General features: G+C 66.9%; 19 protein-coding genes. 8 read left to right on the top strand and 11 right to left on the bottom strand.

Annotated elements, in window-relative coordinates; genetic code table 11:
• Positions 1–12 precede the first annotated feature (12 nt).
• On the bottom strand, positions 13–2,205 hold the full coding sequence (uvrB, locus tag XM50_RS09370; RefSeq protein ID WP_046409069.1) for an excinuclease ABC subunit UvrB: 2,193 nt from the start codon (positions 2,203–2,205) through the stop codon (positions 13–15).
• 353 nt (positions 2,206–2,558) lie between these two features.
• On the opposite strand from uvrB, the gene XM50_RS09365 reads away from it, so the two are divergent.
• Genes XM50_RS09365 through XM50_RS09355 form a run of 3 tightly spaced genes read left to right on the top strand, consistent with a single transcriptional unit; the run spans position 2,559 to position 5,086 of the window.
• A complete protein-coding gene (locus XM50_RS09365; RefSeq protein WP_052742520.1) occupies positions 2,559–3,380 on the top strand; it encodes a ferredoxin--NADP reductase in 822 nt (273 codons plus the stop codon).
• A 57-nt stretch (positions 3,381–3,437) separates the two neighbouring features.
• On the top strand, positions 3,438–4,781 hold the full coding sequence (locus XM50_RS09360) for an amidohydrolase (RefSeq protein ID WP_046409067.1): 1,344 nt from the start codon (positions 3,438–3,440) through the stop codon (positions 4,779–4,781).
• Positions 4,778–5,086: a hypothetical protein gene (locus XM50_RS09355; RefSeq protein WP_052742519.1), complete on the top strand. Its 309-nt coding sequence runs from the start codon at positions 4,778–4,780 to the stop codon at positions 5,084–5,086. Before XM50_RS09360 ends, XM50_RS09355 begins: the two co-directional genes overlap by 4 nt.
• 61 nt (positions 5,087–5,147) lie before the next feature.
• Here the strand turns inward: XM50_RS09355 and XM50_RS09350 are convergent, their stop codons facing one another.
• Complete coding sequence (locus XM50_RS09350; protein ID WP_046409066.1) at positions 5,148–6,140, bottom strand: adenosine kinase; 993 nt, start codon at positions 6,138–6,140, stop codon at positions 5,148–5,150.
• Between the two features lie 97 nt (positions 6,141–6,237).
• Here XM50_RS09350 and XM50_RS09345 point away from each other — a divergent pair, with 97 nt between their 5' ends.
• From XM50_RS09345 to XM50_RS09325, 5 genes are all read left to right on the top strand, one after another.
• Entirely contained in the window at positions 6,238–6,906 is a 669-nt protein-coding gene (locus XM50_RS09345) for an EI24 domain-containing protein (RefSeq protein ID WP_046409065.1), read from the top strand.
• Positions 6,903–7,271: a hypothetical protein gene (locus tag XM50_RS09340; RefSeq protein ID WP_046409064.1), complete on the top strand. Its 369-nt coding sequence runs from the start codon at positions 6,903–6,905 to the stop codon at positions 7,269–7,271. Before XM50_RS09345 ends, XM50_RS09340 begins: the two co-directional genes overlap by 4 nt.
• Positions 7,272–7,790: 519 nt before the next feature.
• Positions 7,791–8,720 carry an ABC transporter ATP-binding protein gene (locus XM50_RS09335; protein WP_231621918.1) on the top strand — a complete coding sequence of 310 codons (930 nt, stop codon included), beginning with the start codon at positions 7,791–7,793 and terminating at the stop codon, positions 8,718–8,720.
• A complete protein-coding gene (locus tag XM50_RS09330) occupies positions 8,717–9,982 on the top strand; it encodes an ABC transporter permease (RefSeq protein ID WP_046409062.1) in 1,266 nt (421 codons plus the stop codon). The genes XM50_RS09335 and XM50_RS09330 overlap by 4 nt, the downstream gene beginning before the upstream one ends.
• Before the next feature lie 35 nt (positions 9,983–10,017).
• Entirely contained in the window at positions 10,018–11,259 is a 1,242-nt protein-coding gene (locus XM50_RS09325) for a cytochrome P450 (RefSeq protein WP_046409142.1), read from the top strand.
• 296 nt (positions 11,260–11,555) lie between these two features.
• Here XM50_RS09325 and ftsH read toward each other — a convergent pair whose 3' ends face one another.
• The 9 genes from ftsH to ruvA all read right to left on the bottom strand — a co-directional run bounded on the left by ftsH (position 11,556) and on the right by ruvA (position 21,715).
• Positions 11,556–13,520 (bottom strand): ATP-dependent zinc metalloprotease FtsH, encoded by a 1,965-nt coding sequence (ftsH, locus tag XM50_RS09320; RefSeq protein ID WP_046409061.1) that lies wholly within the window; start codon positions 13,518–13,520, stop codon positions 11,556–11,558.
• A 75-nt stretch (positions 13,521–13,595) separates the two neighbouring features.
• Positions 13,596–14,579, bottom strand: coding sequence for a tRNA lysidine(34) synthetase TilS (tilS, locus tag XM50_RS09315; RefSeq protein ID WP_046409060.1), 984 nt, complete (start codon positions 14,577–14,579; stop codon positions 13,596–13,598).
• A 4-nt stretch (positions 14,580–14,583) separates the two neighbouring features.
• Positions 14,584–15,534 carry a tetratricopeptide repeat protein gene (locus XM50_RS09310; protein WP_046409059.1) on the bottom strand — a complete coding sequence of 317 codons (951 nt, stop codon included), beginning with the start codon at positions 15,532–15,534 and terminating at the stop codon, positions 14,584–14,586.
• Between the two features lie 76 nt (positions 15,535–15,610).
• Positions 15,611–16,531, bottom strand: coding sequence for a helix-turn-helix domain-containing protein (locus XM50_RS09305; protein ID WP_046409058.1), 921 nt, complete (start codon positions 16,529–16,531; stop codon positions 15,611–15,613).
• A 127-nt stretch (positions 16,532–16,658) separates the two neighbouring features.
• Positions 16,659–18,929, bottom strand: coding sequence for a phosphoenolpyruvate--protein phosphotransferase (gene ptsP, locus XM50_RS09300; protein ID WP_082102930.1), 2,271 nt, complete (start codon positions 18,927–18,929; stop codon positions 16,659–16,661).
• Between the two features lie 69 nt (positions 18,930–18,998).
• Complete coding sequence (locus tag XM50_RS09295; protein WP_046409057.1) at positions 18,999–19,307, bottom strand: hypothetical protein; 309 nt, start codon at positions 19,305–19,307, stop codon at positions 18,999–19,001.
• A 55-nt stretch (positions 19,308–19,362) separates the two neighbouring features.
• Positions 19,363–20,385 carry a Holliday junction branch migration DNA helicase RuvB gene (ruvB, locus tag XM50_RS09290; RefSeq protein WP_046409056.1) on the bottom strand — a complete coding sequence of 341 codons (1,023 nt, stop codon included), beginning with the start codon at positions 20,383–20,385 and terminating at the stop codon, positions 19,363–19,365.
• Entirely contained in the window at positions 20,382–21,122 is a 741-nt protein-coding gene (locus XM50_RS09285; protein WP_046409055.1) for a ParA family protein, read from the bottom strand. Before XM50_RS09285 ends, ruvB begins: the two co-directional genes overlap by 4 nt.
• Positions 21,119–21,715 carry a Holliday junction branch migration protein RuvA gene (ruvA, locus tag XM50_RS09280; RefSeq protein ID WP_046409054.1) on the bottom strand — a complete coding sequence of 199 codons (597 nt, stop codon included), beginning with the start codon at positions 21,713–21,715 and terminating at the stop codon, positions 21,119–21,121. The genes XM50_RS09285 and ruvA overlap by 4 nt, the downstream gene beginning before the upstream one ends.
• Positions 21,716–21,732: the final 17 nt, after the last annotated feature.

The raw sequence follows: 21,732 nt of genomic DNA, 5'->3' as shown, positions 1-21,732 counted from the left end.
CGGGCGCGTGCCCTACCGCCGCTTCGCCATCCTGATCGCCTGCTGCTTGCCGAAGCGCGTCTTGCGCGTGCCCGGCTTGCCCTCATTGCTGCGGCCCATCAGCGGCGCCTTGTGCTCCTGCACCGGCAGGCCAAGCTCCTCCTGCTCCAACGCACGGATCTCGTCGCGCAGGCGGCCGGCTTCCTCGAACTCGAGGTCTGACGCGGCCTTGCGCATCTTCTTCTCGAGTTCCTCGATATAGGCGCGCAGATTGTGGCCCACCATGTGCGGCCGTTCCTCGTCGCCCGTATCGATCAGCACGCTGTCCTGGTTCGATACGTGCGCGATGATGTCGCCGATGTTGCGCTTGATCGTGGTCGGCGTGATGCCGTGCTCTCGGTTGTACGCCTCCTGCTTCTCGCGGCGGCGCGCGGTTTCGTTCATCGCCCGCTCCATCGAGCCGGTGATACGATCGGCGTAGAGGATCACGCGCCCGTCGACGTTGCGCGCCGCGCGGCCGATCGTCTGGATCAGCGAGGTCTCGGAGCGCAGGAAGCCTTCCTTGTCGGCATCCATGATGCACACGAGGCCGCATTCGGGGATGTCGAGGCCCTCGCGCAGCAGGTTGATGCCGATCAGCACGTCGTACACGCCGAGCCGCAGGTCCCGGATCAGCTCGATACGCTCCAGCGTCTCGACGTCGGAGTGCATGTAGCGGACCTTCACGCCCGCCTCGTGCATATATTCGGTCAGGTCCTCCGCCATCCGCTTGGTCAGCGTGGTGACGAGCGTGCGATAGCCGAGCTCCGCGGTCTTGCGGCACTCGACGATGCAATCCTGCACCTGTTCCTCGACCGGGCGAATCTCGACCGGCGGATCGATGAGGCCGGTCGGGCGGATGACCTGTTCGGCAAAGACGCCGCCGGTCTGCTCCATCTCCCAGCCGCCCGGCGTCGCCGAGACACTGACGGTCTGCGGGCGCATGGCGTCCCATTCGTTGAAGCGCAGCGGGCGGTTGTCGATACAGCTCGGCAGGCGGAAGCCGTATTCGGCCAGCGTGATCTTCCGACGATGGTCGCCGCGCGCCATTGCGCCGATCTGCGGGATCGTCTGGTGGCTCTCGTCGACGAACAAGAGCGCGTTCTCGGGCAGATATTCGAACAGCGTGGGCGGTGGCTCGCCCGGCAGGCGGCCGGTGAGGAAGCGGCTGTAATTCTCGATGCCGTTGCAGCTGCCGGTGGCGGCGATCATCTCCAGATCGAAATTGGTGCGCTGCTCCAGCCGCTGATGCTCGAGCAGCTTGCCCTCCGCCTCCAGCTCCTTCAGCCGCTCCGCCAACTCGTGGCGGATCGCCTCGGTCGCCTGCTTCATCGTCGGCCCGGGGGTGACATAGTGCGAGTTCGCATAGACCCGCACCGAGTTCATGCTCGCCGCCTTCTTGCCCGTCAGCGGGTCGAACTCGACGATCTCCTCGATCTCGTCACCGAAGAAGCTGATCCGCCACGCTGCATCCTCGAGGTGCGACGGGAAGATCTCCAGATTGTCGCCCTTCACGCGGAAATTGCCGCGCTGGAAGGCCGCATCGTTGCGTTTGTACTGGAGCGCGACGAGCTTCCTCACGATCTCGCGCTGGTCGACCGTCTGGCCCTTCTTCAGGTCAAAGATCATCGCCGAATAGGTTTCGACCGAACCGATACCGTAGAGGCACGAGACGGAGGCGACGATCAGCACGTCGTCCCGCTCCAGCAGCGATCGGGTGGCCGAATGGCGCATCCGGTCGATCGCCTCGTTCACCGAGCTTTCCTTCTCGATGTACGTGTCGGACCGGGGGACATACGCCTCGGGCTGATAATAATCGTAGTAGCTGACGAAATATTCGACCGCATTCTCGGGGAAGAAGCTCTTGAACTCCCCGTACAGCTGCGCCGCCAGGATCTTGTTCGGCGCGAGGATCAGCGCGGGACGCTGCAATTCCTCGATCACCTTCGCCATGGTGAAGGTCTTGCCCGAGCCGGTGACGCCCAACAGCACCTGATCCTTCTCGCCCGCCAGCGCGGCACCGACGAGCTCGCGGATCGCGGTCGGCTGGTCACCTGCGGGCTCGTAGTCGGACACCAGCTTGAACGGCTTGCCGCCCTCCACCTTGTCCGGGCGCTGGGGCCGATGGGGAACGAAATTCTCGCCGGTTTCGGGTTCAGCAAGCGAGGTACGGATCTGGATCGCCATCGCGGCAATATGGGGGCGAGGGGTGCGGCGCGGAAGAGCAATGCTGCTGCTGTCGTGCTGGTCGGCGCGTTGCACTCCGACCGTGCTTCACCTACTTGAGCGGTCGTTGGCGCGCCCCGGGCAGAAGTGTCTGAGGCTGCGCCGGATCGTCAGGCGCTGACCATGGCTCGCCCCCTGCATGATGCAGGGGCCGTGCGCGTGGCCGGCTTTTCGTGACGTGAGCTTTTCTTGCTTGCGGCCAGGGCGCAGGACGACGACGTTGTTGGTAACCCGAGTGGCGGTCAGGTGTTGAAGACTGCCGATGTTTGGATGGCGCCGCCAGTCGCACCAGGCGCCATCAAGGAGCGAGATCGTTGACCGTACTTGCAGAACCGAAGTTGATTCCCGACCACAAGGCCTTCCTGACGGTCAACGTGAAATGGGTGCGCCACTGGAACGAGCATCTGTTCAGCTTCGCGGTGGATCGCCCGTCGTCGCTGCGCTTCCGCTCGGGCGAATTCATCATGATCGGCCTGCCCGGTGAGGATGATTCGGCCAAGCCGATCATGCGCGCTTATTCCATCGCCAGCCCGTCCTATGCCGATGAACTCGAATTCCTGTCGATCAAGGTGCAGGACGGCCCGCTGACCGGCCGGCTGCAGATGATCCAGCCGGGTGACCAGCTGTATATGGGCAAGAAGCCGACCGGCACGCTGGTCTGCGACGCGCTGCTGGGTGGCGAGCGGCTGTGGCTGCTGTCGACTGGCACCGGTCTTGCCCCGTTCCTGAGCCTCGCGCGCGACCCGGAAGTGTACGAGCGCTTCAACCAGGTGATCGTCGTCCACGGCGTGCGCCGGGTGAACGACCTGGCGTTCCGCGAAGAGCTGGGCGCGCGGCTGGCGGACGATCCGTTGGTCGGCGACCAGGCAGCGGAGCAGTTCCACTATATCCCCACCGTGACGCGTGAGGAGTTCGAGACCAAGGGCCGGATCACCGATCTGATCGCTGACGGTCGCCTGTTTGCGCCGCCGGTGACCGGCCCGGCGAAGTTCGATCCGGAAACCGACCGCGTCATGCTGTGCGGATCGACCGCGATGATCCGCGAGACCGCGCAGATGCTGGAACAGCTCGGCATGACCGAGGGGTCGAATGCCAATCCCGGCCAGTTCGTGATCGAACGCGCCTTCGTCGACTAAACGCGCTTCACCCCCGCGGCGCGGCGGCTATGCTGCACGCGACAAGAGGGGAATAGAATGCGCCGTTTGATTGTTGCCGCACTGCTTTGCGCCGTCGCCACGCCCGTGGCGGCGGCGCCCGATTATCAGGCCCAGATCAAGGCCGATTACGACCGCGACCTCGGCAAATTGTGGGACCAGTTCCATCGCAATCCCGAACTGTCGTTCCGCGAGACCAAGACGGCGGCCGCGATCGCGGCGGAGCTGCGCAAGATCGCGGGCATGCAGGTGACCGAGAAGGTCGGCCAGACCGGCGTGGTCGGCGTGCTGAAGAACGGGCCCGGCCCGGTGGTGCTTCTCCGCGCGGACATGGATGGCCTGCCGGTGCAGGAAAAGTCTGGGCTGCCCAATGCCTCCACCGTGCGCCAGATCGGCGTCGACGGCGTCGAGGTGCCGGTGATGCACGCCTGCGGACATGACACCCATATCGTCGGCCTGATCGCCACCGCGCGCCGCCTCGCCGCGATGACCGATCGGTGGAAGGGCACGGTGGTGTTCGTCGCGCAGCCGGCCGAGGAGCGGATCGCTGGCGCCAAGGCGATGGTGGCCGACGGCCTCTACACCCGCTTCCCCAAGCCCGATTACGCGCTGGCCTATCACGTCGATGCCAGCATGGAGACGGGCAAGATCGCGGCCAGCGAGACGATCCAATATTCCTCATCCGATTCGATCGACATCGTCGTGCCCGGGATCGGCGCGCATGGCGCCAGCCCCAATACCGGCAAGGACCCGGTCTATATGGCGTCGCAGATCGTCATCGCGCTTCAGGGGCTGGTCAGCCGCGAACGGGCGCCGCTGCTCCCCGGCGTCATCACCGTCGGCTCGTTCCACGCCGGGCTGAAGCACAATATCATCAGCGACGAGGCGAAGCTGCAGGTCACCGTCCGTGCGAATGACGAAGCGACCCGGGCGCAACTGGTCAACGGGATCAAGCGGATCGCGCGCGGCGTCGGCATCATGAACGGCATGCCGGAGGACAAGATGCCGGTGGTGACCCAGATCGAGGGAACGCCCACGACGATCAACGACACCCCGCTCGCGCAGCGGTTGAACGCGGTGATGGTCGACACGCTCGGCGCCGCCAATGTGGTGCCGTTCCAGCAGATGGGCATGGGGGCGGAGGATTTCGCCTATTTCGTTCAGCCCGATACCGGCGTGAAAGGCTATTATATCGCGGTCGGTGGCACGCCGCGCGCGGCGCTTGAGGCCGCACGCAACGGCGGCCCGGCCGTCGCGTCACACCATTCGCCGCTGTTCAAGATCACGCCCGAACCGGTGGTGGTGACCGGCGCGACCGCGATGACGGCGGCGGTGCTCGATCTGCTGAAGCCGGGTGCAACGGCAGCGGGAGCGGCGCAGTGAAGCGCGCCGCGCTGCTTCTGCTGGCGCTGGGCGGGTGCGAGGTGGCGCCCGATCGCGGAGAGGTAGAGCGCGTGCGCGCCGGTACCGAGGCAGTGCGCCAGCAATTGCGCGAGCCTGAAAGCGCGCAGTTCAAGGGCGTCATCGCGCGTGGCGACGCGGTCTGCGGCGAAGTGAACGCCAGCGTCGGCATGGGCCGCACCGGCTATGAACGCTTCATCGTCAAGGCAGGCAAGGTGACGCTCGCCTCGCAGCTGCGCACCGATGCCGACATGGACGCCCGTTGGAAGGCGGATTGCGGCGGGTAAGGGGATGACGGGGATCAGGCCCGATACGCTGGCCTGATCCCCCGCCGTTGAACTCTGCCGATCAGGCGTCTGCGGCCAGCGCCTTCAGGTCGGCGAGCGGACGTGCGCCGAAATGGCTGATCACTTCCGCAGCGCAGATCGCACCGAGGCGAAGCGAACGCTCCAGATCCCAGCCCTGCGCCTGACCATGCAGGAAGCCGGCGGCGAACAGATCGCCCGCGCCGGTCGTGTCGACCACCTTGTCGACCGGTGCTGCCGGTACGTGGACATGCTGGTCGCCGGTAATGGCGCAGGCGCCCTCCTCGCTCATCGTCACGACCAGCAGCGGCACCTTGTCCTTGACCGCGGCAATCGCGCCTTCGGTGTCGGCCGCCTGGGTCAACGCGACGATTTCCGCCTCATTGGCGAAGAGTACGTCGATCAACCCGGCGTTGATCAGCTCGTGGAAGGCATCGCGGTGACGATCGATGACGAATTCGGCCGACAGCGTGAAGGCTACCTTGCGCCCCGCCGCGCGCGCGATGTCGATCGCCTCGCGCATCGCGGCACGCGGCTCTTCCGGATCCCAGAGGTAGCCTTCGAGATAGAGATATTGCGCGTTGGCGATCAAATCGCGGTCCAGCGCCTCGGCCGGCAGGTAGTGCGATGCGCCCAGAAAGGTGTTCATCGTGCGCTGCCCATCGGGCGTCACGAAGATCATGCAGCGACCGGTCGTCGGGCTGCCGGGGCGCGCATTGGTGTCAAAGCGAATGCCAGCGGCGCGAATGTCGTGCGCGAAGACCGCGCCGAGTTGATCGTCCGCGACCTGGCCGATGAAGGCGCACTTGCCGCCCAGCGCGGCCATGCCGGCGATGGTATTCGCCGCGGACCCGCCTGAAACCTCCTGCCCCGGCCCCATCTTGGCATAAAGCGCGTCGGCCTCCTCGGGCGAGAAGACGAGCGCCATCGCCCCCTTCGTCATGCCGTTCTCGGCGACAAAGGCGTCGGTGGAAGGAGACAGGATGTCGACGATCGCATTACCGATCGCGACGACGTCATAGGCAGGCTGGGTCAAATGCAGGGACTCCGATCCCGATAAGATGAGGGTTGCGCGCGGCCGTAGATGGCAGGTCCGCCTTGCGCAACCGCACGGGTGCGCGCATTCGGCAGGGATGTTCACGGCGCTTGCCCTCAGCCTGGCCCAGCTCGGTGACCGGGCGATCCTGTCCGTCCTGCGCAAGAGCCTGCTGCTGACGCTTGCCGTCTTCATCCTGCTGGGGGGCGCCATCTGGTGGGGGGTGAACCGCCTGCTGGACGGCTGGACCTACAACGGGTCGCTGGCCGCCGCCGCGGCGCTGATCGTCAGCGTGCTCGCGCTGTGGCTCACCTTCCGGGCGGTCGCGATCGCGATCGTCGGACTGTATGCCGATACGATCGTCGCGGCAGTGGAAAGCCGCCATTACCCGCGTGCGCTGGCGACGGCGCGTGACGTGCCGATGGCCCAGTCGGTGCGCATGGGCCTTGGCTCCGCGGCGCGCTTCGTCGGCGTGAACCTTCTGCTGCTGCCCGCTTATCTGGCGCTGATGGTCACGGGCATCGGCACGGCGGCGTTGTTCCTTGCCGTGAATGCCTGGCTGTTGGGCCGCGACCTCGGCGACATGGTCGCCGTCCGGCACCTGTCGCCGGCGGAACTGCCGGAATGGCGCCGCCGCACGATGGCGCGCCGCTTTCTCCTCGGGCTTGCAGTGACTGGGCTGTTCCTCGTCCCCGTGCTCAACATCCTGGCGCCCGTGCTGGGCGCCGCCATGGCCACTCATTACTATCACCGGAGCCGTCGATGATCCGCCTTGCCGCTTCTCCCATCCTGCTGCTGCTCGTCGCGGGCTGCGCCACGACGGGGAGCGGGGCGCCGGAACGCGCGGCACCGGTGCCGATCCCCTATAGCGGTGTTGGCCTGGAACGGGTGATCGGCCAAAACGCCAACGGGCTCGTGCGGCTGTTCGGCCAGCCGGACGCCGATGTTCGCGAAGGCAATGCGCGCAAGCTGCAATTCCACAGCGGTATCTGCGTGCTCGATACGTATCTCTATCCCAAGGGGTCGGGCGAACCGCGCGTCACCTATGTCGATGCACGCCAGCCCGATGGCCGCACGATCGACCGGGCAAGCTGCGTCTCGGCGCTGACCCGGCGGGTGGGCGGCAAGTAAGCGCCTGCCTGGCTGGTGCCCTGTCCATCCGCCAGCAGGCGACCAGCCCGCTATGACCTGTTGTTTTGTGAAGTAGAGGCATAGGACATAGCCTCCGCCGTGCCAGTTCCCGGCTTCAGACTGAACCATTCCTGATGCTCGATGGCGACGAGAAAAAGAAGAATCGCCACGCCGAAACACATAAAGAACAACGACGACCACACCGGCTCACCGATTGAACTTACAAGTCGCTTACGCTGTCGGCTCATGTATCCAGGCTCCTCTGTTTCGGAGCAGCATATAGGGACGCGTTTGTTTCGCCGCGTCTGCAGAATGTAATCTATGTTTTCTGCACTGCGGCAAGGTGAAGCTGGTCAACGCCGGGCCGTGCGAATGGCTCCCGCCCTGCCCGGATCAAATCGCCTGTATTTTCCACGGGCCAATTGCTAGCGATACCGGCAGCGGGTCGGCCGGTTCTCGGCCGCTCCTCCCCTGATCATGACGGACGATCGTTCGTTCTTACGGGCAGAACCGGTGGACGTGACCAGCAACCAGGATTTCGTCATCGTCGCCGAGAGGCTGGTCAAACGCTTCGGCCACCGGCGGGTCGTCGACGGCGTGTCGCTCATCGTGCCACGCGGCATGATCTATGGCGTGCTGGGGCCCAACGGCGCCGGCAAGACGACCACCTTGCGGATGCTGCTGGGCATCATCGAGCCGGAGGAGGGCAGCCGAACGCTGCTCGGGTATTCCCATCCGCGCGATGCCAGCGACCGCGTCGGCTATCTTCCCGAGGAGCGCGGCCTGTACCCGGCGATGAAGGCGCGCGAGGCGATCGCCTTCATGGGGGCCTTGCGCGGCCTTCCCTGGCATGAGGGTCGCGCCCGCGCCGGCGCGCTGCTCGAACAGGTCGGGCTCGGCCAGGCGGCCAATGAGAAGATCCGCAAATTGTCGAAGGGCATGGCGCAGCTCGTCCAGCTGCTGGGATCGATCGTCCACCAGCCTGACCTCCTTGTGCTGGACGAGCCCTTTTCCGGTCTTGATCCCGTCAACCAGGAACGGCTGGAAACGCTGATCCTGGCGGAGCGCGACCGCGGTGCCACGATCCTGTTCTCGACCCATGTCATGGCGCATGCGCAGCGCTTGTGCGACCGGCTGGCGATCATCGCCGGTGGCCAGCGCCGGTTCGAGGGGACGGTCGGTGAGGCGCGCGCGATGCTGCCGCAGCAGGTGCTGTACGAACCCCATTTCCCCGACGACGGCATCGCGGCACAATTGCCACCCGGCGCCCAGCGGGAAGGCAATGCGTGGCGGTTCGAACTGCCACCCGAAGGGATCGAGACGCTGCTGAAGCGGCTGATCGACGCTGGCTACGGCATTTCCGGGCTGTCGATCGAGCGGCCCGGACTGCACGAGGCATTCGTTCGCATTGTCGGCGAGGCGGCCGCCGATCCGGAGCGCGTGGCATGACCGACCGATCATCCTCCTTCCGCCGGCGGCTGCGCCAGACGCTGACGATCGCGCGGCGCGATTTCACCGCCACCGTCTTCACGCCGATCTTCCTGTTGTTCCTGCTCGCCCCCGTGATCATGGGATCGTTCGGCGCCATTGGCGGGCTCGGCGCAGCATCGGTGTCGGCCGGCGCTGCGGAGAAGGAACGGCTGGTGATCCTCGCCGACCCGCGTGACACTGCCGCGCTGCTCGCCGCCGACCGGGAACTGCGACGCCTGTCACCGCCCGAGGTCGCACCGCCGCCGCTCGACCTGCGAGCGCCGAGCAGCGATGCCCGGGCTCAGGCGCGCGCGGTGCTCGAAACACGCGATGTCGACGTACTGGCGGTGATGTACGGCCCGCTCGCGACGCCGGAGATCATCTATGGCCAGAGCCGCCGGTCTGCCCGCTATCTCGCGCTCTTGGCAGATCAGGCGCTGCGTCTTGATCGCACCGGGATCGATCCGCTCAGCCGCGCCACCTTCACCAGCGTGACGCGCGCCGCACCCACCGTGGGATCGCGCAGCACATCGGCGTTCTTCGCCGTGTTCGGCATCTTCTTCCTGACGCTCTTCCTGTCCGGCCAGGTCGTCGGCACCATGGCGGAAGAGCGCAACAACAAGGTGATCGAGGTGCTGGCCGCAGCGGTGCCGCTTGAAAGCGTGTTCCTGGGCAAGCTGCTCGGCATGTTCGGGGTCGCGGTGCTGTTCGTCGGTTTCTGGGGGCTGGTGGTCAGCCAGATCGGCGCCGTGCTGCCGCCTGAACTGAACGTCGCCGATCTGACGCCGGCGGTGGGCTTCCGCACTTTTGCCCTGTTGTTCGCGGCCTATTTCACCACCGCCTATCTGCTGCTCGGCTCGGTTTTCCTCGGGATCGGCGCACAGGCATCGACGATGCGCGAAATCCAGATGCTGTCCCTGCCGATCACCGTGCTTCAGGTCGGGATGTTCGCTCTTGCCTCGGCCGCGGCGTCCAATCCGGGCAGCTGGGTGGCGCAGCTCGCCGAGATCCTGCCGCTCTCCTCCCCCTTCGCGATGGCGGGGCGAGCTGCGAACTCGCCCGATCTGTGGCCGCATGTCGCGGCGCTCGCGTGGCAATTGCTGTGGGTGGCGATCTTCATCATCGTCGGCGCGCGACTGTTCCGGCGCGGCGTGCTGCAGTCCGGTAGCCCGGCCGGCGCGTGGAAGAAGCTGTTTCGCCGCACCCCGGCCGCCGCCCCTATTGACAGTTCTGTCAGTTAGGTCTTCTCTCTACCGATAAATGCGGGAGAGAGATGATGGCGACGCTTGCGAGAAGCGCGGCGGAGACGGTCGATCCGTTCGATGTGAGCCGGCCTGAGCTGTACCGGGACGATACGTGGCGGGCGCCCTTCGCCAAGCTGCGCGCCGAGGCGCCGGTTCATTATGTGCCGGATTCGGAGTTCGGCGCCTACTGGTCGGTGTCGACCTACAAGCCGATCATCGAGGTCGAGTCGCTGCCCGACCTTTATTCGTCGGAAGCCGGCGGCATCACCATCGCCAATTTCGACGCCGATGATCCCAATGCCGTCCGCATGCCGATGTTCATCGCGCGCGATCGGCCGGTGCATACCGCGCAGCGGCGCACCGTAGCGCCCGCCTTCACCCCGTCCGAAATGACGCGCATGGCCGCCGACATCCGCCACCGCACCGAAGAGGTGCTCGATCGGCTGCCGTGGGGTGAGGGATTCGACTGGGTCGACACGGTGTCGATCGAACTGACCACCGGAATGCTCGCCATCCTGTTCGATTTCCCCTGGGAGGATCGACGCAAGCTCACCTTCTGGTCCGACTGGGCGGGCGATATCGAGATCATCAAGAATGACGAGCTGCGCCAGCAGCGGCTGATGCACATGTATGAATGCGGCAGCTATTTCCGCCGCCTGTGGAACGAGCGGGTCGACAAGCCGCTGCAGCCCGACCTCATCAGTATGATGATCCATTCCGATGCGATGCGAGAGATGGACGACAATGAGTTTATCGGGAACCTGATCCTGCTGATCGTCGGCGGGAACGACACGACCCGCAACACCATGTCGGGGCTTGCCTATGGCCTCGACAAATATCCCGACCAGCGCGCCAAGCTGGAAGCTGATCCGTCGCTAATTCCCAATGCGGTCAGTGAGCTGATCCGTTGGCAGACGCCGCTGGCGCACATGCGGCGCACCGCGACGCGCGACACCGAACTGATGGGCCAGCAGATCAAGGCCGGCGACAAGCTCGCGCTCTGGTACATCTCGGGCAACCGCGACGAGAGCGTGTTCGGCGAGGATGCCGATGCGCTGGTGGTGGATCGCCCCAATGCGCGGCGCCACCTCGCCTTTGGTCACGGCATCCACCGCTGCGTGGGCGCGCGGCTCGCCGAACTGCAGATCGGCATCCTGCTGGAGGAAATGGCCAAGCGGCGGATGCGCGTGAACGTGACCGGCGCGCCGGAGCGTGTCTCGGCTTGCTTCGTCCACGGCTATCGCCGCCTGCCGGTCGAGTTGAGCAAATACTGACGTGAGGGGCGCGGCGGGGCAGGAGGCCCGCGCCGCGCTGCTGCGGAAAGAGGCGCGAACACGCTGCCGCAGCGCGCGCACGTCGGTTGGATCGCCGCCAAGATGCGCCACGCGCGAGAACCCGACGTTGCTGCTCCAGAAGATGAAGACGTCAGCCTAAGAGTTCAGTTCGGCGCTGATCGCGCTCCGGGTTCAGCTTCGCGATTCCCCATACGACAAAGGCCGGGCGATCGCCCGGCCTTTGATCTTTTGGCATGTTCGTTCGGACAGCCGCTCTACGGCTGCCGCCACGGCGGTCAGGCGCCCGCGGGCGACGGATTGCCGAACGGACCCTGCGGACGACGCGTTTTGGGGATCGACGTGCCCACTGCCGGCAACGATGACGTCTTGGGCTGCTCCGTGCGACCGATGCCCTCGCCCGAGATCAGCTTCTTGATCTCGTCACCCGACAGCGTCTCATATTCGAGCAGCGCACCCGCCAGCAGGTGAAGCTGGTCGATATGCTCGGTCAGCACGGTCTTGGCCCGCGTCAGGCCGCCTTCGACGATCGTCTTGATTTCGTGATCGATCAGTTGCGCCGTCTCGTTCGACATGTGCGTCGGCTGCGAGGAGGAATAGCCAAGGAAGCTCTCACCCTCGGGCTGCGCATAATCGACCGGGCCGACCTTGTCCGACATGCCCCATTTCGTGACCATGTCGCGCGCCAGGCCTGTCGCATATTGGATGTCGCCAGACGCCCCCGACGAGACCTTGTCATAGCCGAAGATGATCTCCTCGGCGACGCGGCCTCCCATTGCCACCGCCAGGTTCGCGTACATCTTGTCGCGGTGGTAGCTGTAGCTGTCACGTTCCGGCAGGCGCATCACCATGCCCAGCGCGCGGCCGCGCGGGATGATCGTCGCCTTGTGGATCGGATCGGACGCCGGCTCATGCAGCGCAACGATCGCGTGACCGGCCTCATGATAGGCGGTCATCCGCTTCTCATCCTCGGTCATCACCATGGACCGCCGCTCGGCGCCCATCATGACCTTGTCCTTGGCCTCCTCGAACTCGGCCATCGCGACAAGGCGCTTCGACTTGCGCGCCGCCATCAGCGCCGCTTCGTTGACGAGGTTGGCGAGATCCGCGCCCGAGAAGCCCGGCGTGCCGCGGGCGATGGTGCGTGCGTCGACGTCGGGCGCCAGCGGCACCTTCTTCATATGCACTTCGAGGATCTTCACGCGGCCCTCGATGTCTGGGCGCGGCACCACGACCTGGCGGTCGAAGCGGCCCGGACGCAGCAGCGCAGGGTCGAGCACGTCGGGGCGGTTGGTCGCCGCGATGATGATGATGCCCTCGTTCGCCTCGAAGCCATCCATCTCGACCAGCAGCTGGTTCAGCGTCTGCTCGCGCTCGTCGTTGCCGTTGCCAAGGCCCGCGCCACGATGACGGCCGACCGCGTCGATCTCGTCGATGAAGACGATGCACGGCGCGCTCTTCTTGGCCTGTTCGAACATGTCGCGCACGCGGCTCGCGCCGACGCCGACGAACATCTCGACGAAGTCCGAGCCGGAAATGGTGAAGAACGGAACGCCAGCCTCACCCGCGATCGCGCGGGCGAGCAGCGTCTTGCCGGTGCCGGGCGAGCCGACCAGCAGCGCGCCCTTCGGAATCTTGCCGCCAAGGCGGGCGAACTTCGACGGATCCTTCAGGAACTCGACGATTTCCTCCAGCTCCTCGCGCGCCTCGTCGATGCCCGCGACGTCGGCAAAGGTGACCTTGCCCTCCTTCTGCGTCAGCATCTTCGCGCGGCTCTTGCCGAAGCCCATCGCGCCACCCGCGCCGCCACCCTTCTGCATCTGGCGCACCACGAAGAAGGCGATGCCCAGGAACAGCAGGAACGGCAGCGCCTGAACCAGCATATACTGCCAGATCGAGGGGCCTTCGTCGCGTTTGCCCGAAATCTCGACGCCCGCCTTGCGCAGGCGATCGGTCAGCTGCGGATCGGAAACCGGGTCGGTACGGAATTTCTCGCCGCTCGACAGCGTCCCCGATATCTGGTCGCGCGAGATGGTCACGTCCTTGACCGTCCCTTCGTCAACCTTGTCGAGGAATGCCGAATAGGCGATCGCATTGCCCGTCGCGGTACTCGTCCGACCATCGAACATGGTCACGACGATTGCCAGCGACAGCAGGATGCCGACCCAGATCAGCAGACTCTTCATCCAGGGATTGGGGCCATTGCCGCCATTGTCACCTGACTGCTTGTCGTTGTCGTTCATGCCGTACCTTTCACGGCCTGCAATGTAGGCTGCGCGAGGTTAATGGCAATGGAACGGACCGCAGAATTCAATCACTCAGACTGATCGACGCGGGGGTGCCGGGCGGAAGTGCCAGCTGCCCCGCCGGATGCCCACGACCACGCCGCCGTGCGTGGCGCGCCGGCCGCTCTGCAGCGCGTCGAGCAGCGGCTCCACATTAGCCGCCTCGTCAAACGCCGGCGTGGTAATTCCCGCCGCAGCCCGCACCACGATGATCGCCCGCCGCGCCAGCCGGCGCAGCGTGTCGCGCGGCAATCCCTGAGGATTCAGCGTGACGCCCTCGTCGCGGATCTCGGCCCGGTCGCGCCAGAACAGCGCGGCGATTTCCGCCAGCTCACGCTCCGCCTCCCCCACTGCCGCCGCGGTGCGCGCGAGCGCTGGCGGATCGAGCCATTCGTTGCGGTCGAGCAGCTGGCGAAAGCGGGTGCGATCGTGCCTGAGGTCGTGATTGGCGGGATCGTCGATGAACGGCAGCCCCGCCCGCCGGACGGTGGCACGCAACGCGGCACGCCGCCACGACAGCAGCGGCCGCACCACCGCTGCTCCGCTGATCGTCGTCGCCGGTCGGATGGCGGCAAGCCCCGTCACGCCCGACCCGCGCGAGGCGCGCATCAGGAACGTTTCGGCCTGGTCATCGGCATGATGGGCGGTGGCGATCGCCATCGCGTTGCGACGCTCCGCCCAGGCCGCAAGCGCCTCATAGCGGCCCTCACGCGCGCGGGCCTGTACGCTCGCCCCCTCGATCGGCGCGCTCACCGCCAGGATGTCGTGCGGCACGCGCAATGTGGCCGCCTCCCGCCCGACCATCCGCGCTTCCTCCGCTGCCTCCGGCCGCAAGCCATGGTCGACAGTTGCCGCGACGACCGCGTCGGGGAAGGCAAGCGCCGCCAGTACCAAGAGCGCCATGCTATCCGGCCCGCCGGACACCGCCACGCCGATCGGACGATCGCGGCTCGGCACCTCGCGGGTGAGCGCGATCAGATCCTGGCGAAGCCGGACGACTTCGGGATGGTCGGCCACAAGACTACTTGCACTTGGCGGAAGTGCGCGCGCGCGCGACGTTGTCCTTCATCCCCTGTCCGATCTTGTCGCCATAGACGTCGGTCAGCTCGTTATACACCTTGCACGCGTCTGCCGGCTTGTTGAGCTTCAGCAGCGCCTGCCCCAGATAATAGAGGCTCTCGGGCGCGCGCTCCCCATCGGGATATTTCTTGTAATTGTCGTAGAAGGCGATCGACGCAAGGCTCGGCTTGCCATCGTCGAGATAGGATCGGCCCAGCAGGTTCTGGGCATAGCTGGCGCGGCGGGACTTGGGATAAGTCGCGACCACCTTCTTCAGCTGATCAGCCGCCTCGGGATAGCGCTTCGCCGCCCACAGGCGGTAGCCATAGATGTATTCGTCCTCGTCCGCCTTGCCCGTCGACGGCTTCTCGATCCCGCCCGCCGCGGCGGCCGCCGGCTTGCTGGCCCCGGCGGTGCCGGCGACCTGCCCCTCCAGGCTGCCACCGCCACGCGCCTGGTTGCTCGCTCCGCCTGCCGGAGCGGCTGCCCGCGGCGGCGGCGGAACCACCGGCCCGCCCGTGCCGGTGCTATCGAGCCCCGCGTCACCCGCGCCGCTGTCCAGCCGCGCATCAGTCGTCCGCTTATAGGCGGCGAACTGGTCTTCGAGCTGGCGCATGCGATATTGCGTCTGCTCGATCTGCCCGGTCATCGTCGCGAGCTGCTGTTCCAGCGAGGACACGCGCTGGGTCAGATCCAGCACTGCGCTGGAGGCGGGTGCGCCGATCTCCTCGGGTGCCGACTGCGGCGCGCGCACCTGCGGCTCGAGATACGCGCCTGCCCCGCCCGGGAACACCTTGCGCTGCACCGCGCGCATTTCGCTCTCGAGCTTGCCGACCCGGCCCTCGAGGCCGGACTGCGCCGCGACCGGCGTCGCCGCGGCCGACATCAACGCGACAATGAGGAACCTACGCATCAGTCCATGCCCCCGGAAACAGGTTAATATCGCGCTATAACTATACACGCCTGCCTGTCGCCAGCCTTAAGGCCGATCAGTTTGCGGGAGTGCTGGTCCCTGCGCCAGTCTCCGCACCAGCCGCCCCAGCCGCTGACGTGGCGAACGCGGGCGGAACGGCGGTGCTGGTGCGCGCGCCGACGACTGCCGGAGGTGAAGCGGGCGATGCCACCGGTGCCGGCGCACCTTCCCCGCCCATCCGGGCGGTTAGGGCCGCCGCGCCGACCGGCACGTCCTTGATCGGCCGCGCGCCGCTGCCCAGCGGGGGCAATGCGGAGCCGTTCAGCGTCACCTGCAATTTGTCGGGGCGACCGACGTTGATCTTCGGATCATTGGCGTCCGCAGGCACGTCATAGCGCTCGCCCGGCTTCATCGTGCCAAGGTACAGCGTCTTGTCGGCCGCATCATAGACGCGCAGCCACACCTCGTCGGTCGCCACCAGCGAGACCTGGTCGGCACGGCGCGCCGCCTGCGTGGGCTGCGCGGCCGGAACGGCGACCGCGACCGAGGGCGCCGCTTCCGGCGCGTCGTCGCCACCGCGGAACAGCCCGCTCGCAAACCACAGCACTGCAAGCACCGCGACGGCCAGCGCCAATCCGGCCGCCACCACCACCAGCCCGCGGCTGGGCACGCGCGCCGGATCGGCGATCTCATAGGGCTGATATTGCGGCGTTGTGCGCGGTGCTTTCAGCGCCTCGACGCGCACGTCGCGGGCCAGCGCCACCTCATCCTCGCCCACCGCGCGGGCGTAGGCGCGCACGAAGCCGACCGCATAGGTCGGCGACGGCAGCGCGCCGTAGTTCGAGGCCTCGATCGCCTCCAGGTGGCGCAGCGGCACACGGGTGCGCGCGCCAATCTCCGCCAGTGACATGCCTTGCTGCTCGCGGGCCGCGCGCAGCCTATCACCAACAGGTTGCGGGAAGAGCGTCGCGTTATCGCCGCGCTCGGCCTCAGTCATTCGCTTCTCCGCTTCGGGCGGACTGCCCCGTCCGTCCCCGCCCGCACGTCTCACAGAGCGCGATACCTGTGTCAATCGAGCCACACGTCTTTTGATCGGCGCTGGCGCTCCGTTCAGCGCCCTTCGCTCACCCCAGCTCGACGCCGTTGGCCTCGGCCCATTGCGTCAGCGCGGCGCGAAGATCGTGCGGCGGCGCCGCCAGCAGCCGCGTCATCTCGGCCGTTACGGCCGCGCGATCGAGCGTACGGACCATTGCCTTGATCGGGCCGACCGCTGCCGGGGTGATCGAGAAACGATCGATCCCGATCCCGATCAGCGCCATCGCCTCCAGCGGTCGCCCGCCCATCTCGCCGCACACCGCCACCGGAACCCCGGCAATGCGCGACGGCTCAAGGACCGAGCCGATGAAGCGGAGGATGGAGGCGGAAAGCCAGTCATATCGCTCCGCCAGCTTGGGATTGGCGCGGTCGGCAGCGAACAGGAACTGCGTCAGATCGTTGGTGCCGATCGACAGGAAATCGACCTGCGGCAACAACAGGTCGAGTTGATAAGCGAGGCTCGGCACCTCAAGCATCGCGCCGTAGCGCACCTCATTGGGCAGCCGGCGATGGCGCGAGGCAACCCAGGCGCGCTGCTGCTCGAACAGCGCGCGCGCCTCGGCGAACTCCCACGCCTCGCTGACCATCGGGAACATGACGTTGAGCGTGCGCCCCGCCGCCGCTTCCAGCAGCGCACGCGCCTGCGCCTTCATCAGCCCGTTGCGCTCAAGCGCCAGGCGAAGCGCGCGCCAGCCCATGGCGGGATTTTCCTCCTCGCCGTCATGCTGGATCAGATAAGGCAGCGCCTTGTCGCCGCCGATGTCGACCGTGCGGAAGACCACCGGGCGCTCGTCCGCCACGTCCAGCACCTCGCGGTACAATCGCTGCTGGCGTTCGCGCTGCGGCAGGGTGGCGGAGACGAGGAACTGGAATTCGGTGCGGAACAGCCCGATCCCGTCCGCGCCTGTCACATCCAGCGCGCCCACGTCGTCGCGCAGCCCGGCGTTGACCATGACGGTCACGCGATGGCCATCCCTGGTGGTGGGCGCCACGTCGCGCAGCGCGGCATAGGCCGCGCGCCGCTTCTGCCGCAGCGCCAGCTTGGCGTCGAACGCTTCCTCCATCGCGCTCGACGGGCGCACCACGACCGACCCCTCGTTGACGTCGAGCAGCAGCAGGTCGCCCTCGGAAATCTGCCGCCGCACCTCGCGCACCCGGCCCAGCACGGGGACTCCCATCGCGCGCGCGACGATCGTGACGTGCGCCGTCAGCGATCCTTCTTCCAGAATCACGCCCTTCAATCGGCGGCGGTCATATTCCAGCAGCTCGGCCGGGCCCAGGTTGCGGGCGATCAGGATCGCATCCTGCCGCAGCCCCAACTGCGCCGCCGTGCCCATCTGGCCCGACACGATGCGCAGCAGCCGGTTGGAGAGATCCTCCAGGTCGTGCATCCGGTCCGCCAACAGCGGATCGTCAATCTGTCGCATGCGCTGGCGGGTGCGCTGCTGCACGCGCTCGATCGCCGCCTCAGCGGTCAGGCCGCTGTCGATCGCCTCGTTGATGCGCCGCGACCAGCCCTCGTCATAGGCGAACATCTTGTAGGTCTCGAGCACCTCCTCATGTTCGCCCCCGCCGCCAAATTCGGCCTCGCGGGTCATCTTGTCGATCTGCTCGCGCATCTTGTCGAACGCGGCATAGACCCGGTGCCGCTCCGCCTCGACGTCCTCGGCGACCGTGTGCTCGATGTGGATGCGCGGCTGGTGGAACACGGCGTAGCCAGCGCCCATTCCCTCGACCAGCTTCTGTCCGGTCAGCCGGATGCTCGCGGTGGAGGATTGCGGCCGGTCGCGCACACCGGCGGGGTCGATCAGCCCTGCGTTCGCGATCAACTCGCTCAGCACCATCGCCACTGTCTGCAGCGCCTCGATCTCAACATCGGCATAGCGGCGCGGCTCCGCATGCTGCACCGCCAGAACGCCGACCGAGCGCTCGCGCCGGATGATCGGCACGCCGGCGAAACTGTGGAAGCGATCCTCCCCGGTCTCCGGCTTGTAGGCGAAATCCGGGTGGCTTGCCGCCTCGTCGAGGTTCAGCACCTCGCTGTTCTGCGCGATGGTGCCGACCAGGCCCTCGCCCAACGCCAGCTTGGTCACATGAACCGCATCAGGCGACAGGCCGCGCGTCGCGAACAGCTCCAGCACGCCTTCGCGCAGGAGGTAGATCGAACAGACTTCGCTGTTCAGCGCCTCGCCAATAATGTCGACGACCTGGTTCAGCTTGGCTTGCGCGTTGGACCGCGCCGCCATCACGTCGTGGAGATTGACGAGGATCTCGCGGGCGGAAGCGGCGGCAGAAAGCATGATAAAGGGGCTAGCAGGCGACAGGGCCGGGTGCCACGCAACATTTGTTGCATGGCACCGCAGCAAACATCAGTTCTTCCGCTTCTTTTTCTTGGGCTCCGGCGCACTGTCACGCGGGAACAGCACCGCCGCGACGCCGATCGCGATCGCACCGATGCCGGCGGTCGCGCCGGCGATCTTGCCCAGCGACCAGCGACGCTTCGCCGGCGCGGCCCATTCGTCGCCGCCGGCTGCTTTCGGGGCGGCGGGCTTCACGGCGTCAGGCTTGCCCGACTCCTGCTTGCCGCTCGGCGCTTCGAGCGTCGTCGGCGTGTGCGGCGGCTCCTGGATCGGGAACGGGGACTGGTTGCCTGGCGGTACCGGCGGCGTGTGGGTCATCGTGGTCCTCTTGCTGTTGAACGAACAAACGCTGCGGTCGACCGACGGCTCCCGTTCAGTCGAACAAACCGTCCTGGCTACCCGCAGGCGGGTTGAGCCCCAGGTGTTTCCAGCCGCCCGCGTTCAGCACCCGGCCTCGCGCCGTCCGGGCGACGAGGCCAAGCTGAATCAGATACGGCTCGATCACTTCCTCAATCGTGTCGCGCGGCTCGGACAGGCCCGCCGCCAGCGTCTCCACGCCGACCGGGCCGCCACGATAGATGTCCGCGATCATCGTCAGGTAGCGGCGGTCCATCGCGTCGAGACCCAAGATGTCGACCTCCAGCCGGTTCAGCGCGCGATCGGCGGCGACTGCATCAACCTCCACCACGCCCGCGACATTGGCGAAATCGCGCACCCGGCGCAGCAAGCGCCCGGAGATACGCGGTGTCCCGCGCGATCGGCGCGCAATTTCGGCTGCGCCATCTGGTGCGATATGCAGATCCAGCAGCGCCGCCGCCCGCGTCACCACCTTGGTCAATTCCTCCACCGTGTAGAATTGCAGTCGGATCGGGATGCCGAACCGGTCGCGCAGCGGCGTCGTCAGCAATCCCTGTCGCGTCGTCGCGCCCACCAGCGTGAAGCGCGGCAGGTCGATCCGGACGCTGCGCGCCGACGGCCCCTCGCCGATCATCAGGTCGAGTGCGCGGTCCTCCATCGCCGGGTACAGCACTTCCTCGACTGCGGGTTGCAGCCGGTGGATCTCGTCGATGAACAGTACGTCGCCATCCTCGAGATTGGTGAGCAACGCGGCGAGATCGCCCGACTTGGCGATCACCGGGCCCGACGTGGCGCGGAAACCCACCCCCATCTCGCGCGCGACGATCTGCGCCAGCGTCGTCTTGCCCAGCCCGGGCGGACCGAAGAACAGCACATGGTCCAGCGCGTCGCCGCGCGATTTCGCCGCTTCGATGAACACGCGCAGATTGTCACGCGCCGCCGCCTGGCCGACAAATTCGTCCAGCCGCTTGGGGCGCAGCGCGGCATCGGCATCCTCGACGCGGCGCGTGGGCGTGATCAGGCGATCGCTATCGGTCATCGGATCTCCGATAGCGTAGTTTCGATCCGGCGCCACAGGTCCGATATTGCTTCCACGCCAGCGGAGCCGCGCGGGGCGTAGGCACCCAGCGGCGCGCGGCGCACGCTCATCGCCTCGAACGCGCTGGTCATCGGGATGACCGGCCAGTCGGGATGCTGCTGCAAGGCCTCACGGTGAAGCGCGCGCCGCCGGTCGACCATCGAGAATACCGGCGCCAGCGTCACCTTCGGGCCCTTCTTGCGCGTGACGTGCGCCGCGATGGTGTCGAGCGCGCGCTGCGACAGCACGGAGGGGATGACCGGCACCACCACCAGATCGGCCGCGCGCATCACCTGATCCGACGTGTCGGTCAGGCCCGGGGGGCAATCGATGATGATCCGGTCGTAATCACCCGCCAGATCCTCGACGAGGCGGGTCAGCCGGCGCTTCTTGTCGATGGCGTGAAAGGCAAGGTCGAGCGTGCGCAGCGAGGCATCGGCCGGCAGCAGGTCGAGCCGGTCAAGGGCGGTCGGCCGGATCAGCCGGCGCGGATCGATCTCGCGGCGGATCGCAGCACCGGCCTCGCGCCCTCCCCCGTCATGCCCGAGGATCCAGGTCGCCGCGGCCTGGCCATCGAGATCCCAGAGCAAGGTGCGCCGCGCGGACAGCGTCGCCGCCGCCCAGGCCAGGTTCACCGCCAGCGTCGTTTTGCCAACGCCGCCCTTCAGGCTGTAGACCGCGACCGCGCGGCCGCTCACTTCGCCGCCTTGCGCAGCGCCAGCCGGACGAGCGCGTCCAGCGTGGCGCCCGCACCCAGCTCCTCTTCTGCTGCGGTCACCGCCGCGCTTGCCTCAACCGGGCGAAAGCCGAGGTTGAGCAGCGCCGACACCGCATCCGCCGCCGCACCGACCGGCATCGCCTGCGCGGCCGCCGCCGGGCCCAGAACGATCCCGCCCGCCTTGTCCTTCAGCTCGCGCACGATCCGCTCGGCCAGCTTAGGCCCGACGCCATTGGCGCGTGCCACCATCGCCTTGTCCTGCGCCGCGATTGCCCGGTTGAGCTCGGCCGGCTCGAGCGCCGACAGGATCGCCAGCGCGACGCGTGCGCCCACGCCCTGCACACCCGTGAGCAGGCGAAACCAGTCGCGCTCCTCGGCGCTGGCAAAGCCGACCAGCCGCTGGAAATCCTCGCCCACCAGCATTTCGGTATGGATGAGAACCGCTTCGCCGACCGGCCCTAGCGCCGCGAGCGTGCGCGACGACGCACCGACCAGATAGCCGACGCCATTGACCTCGATCACGGCCGCGTCCGCACTCGTGCTGGCGAGAATACCCTTGAGGTAGGCGATCACCGATGCTGGTCCGTCAT

This window comes from Sphingomonas sp. Ag1 (assembly GCF_000980895.1).
Taxonomy (GTDB): domain Bacteria; phylum Pseudomonadota; class Alphaproteobacteria; order Sphingomonadales; family Sphingomonadaceae; genus Sphingomonas; species Sphingomonas panaciterrae.
The sequence above is the reverse complement of the archived record's forward strand: the minus strand, read 5'-3'. Positions and strand labels throughout refer to the sequence as shown.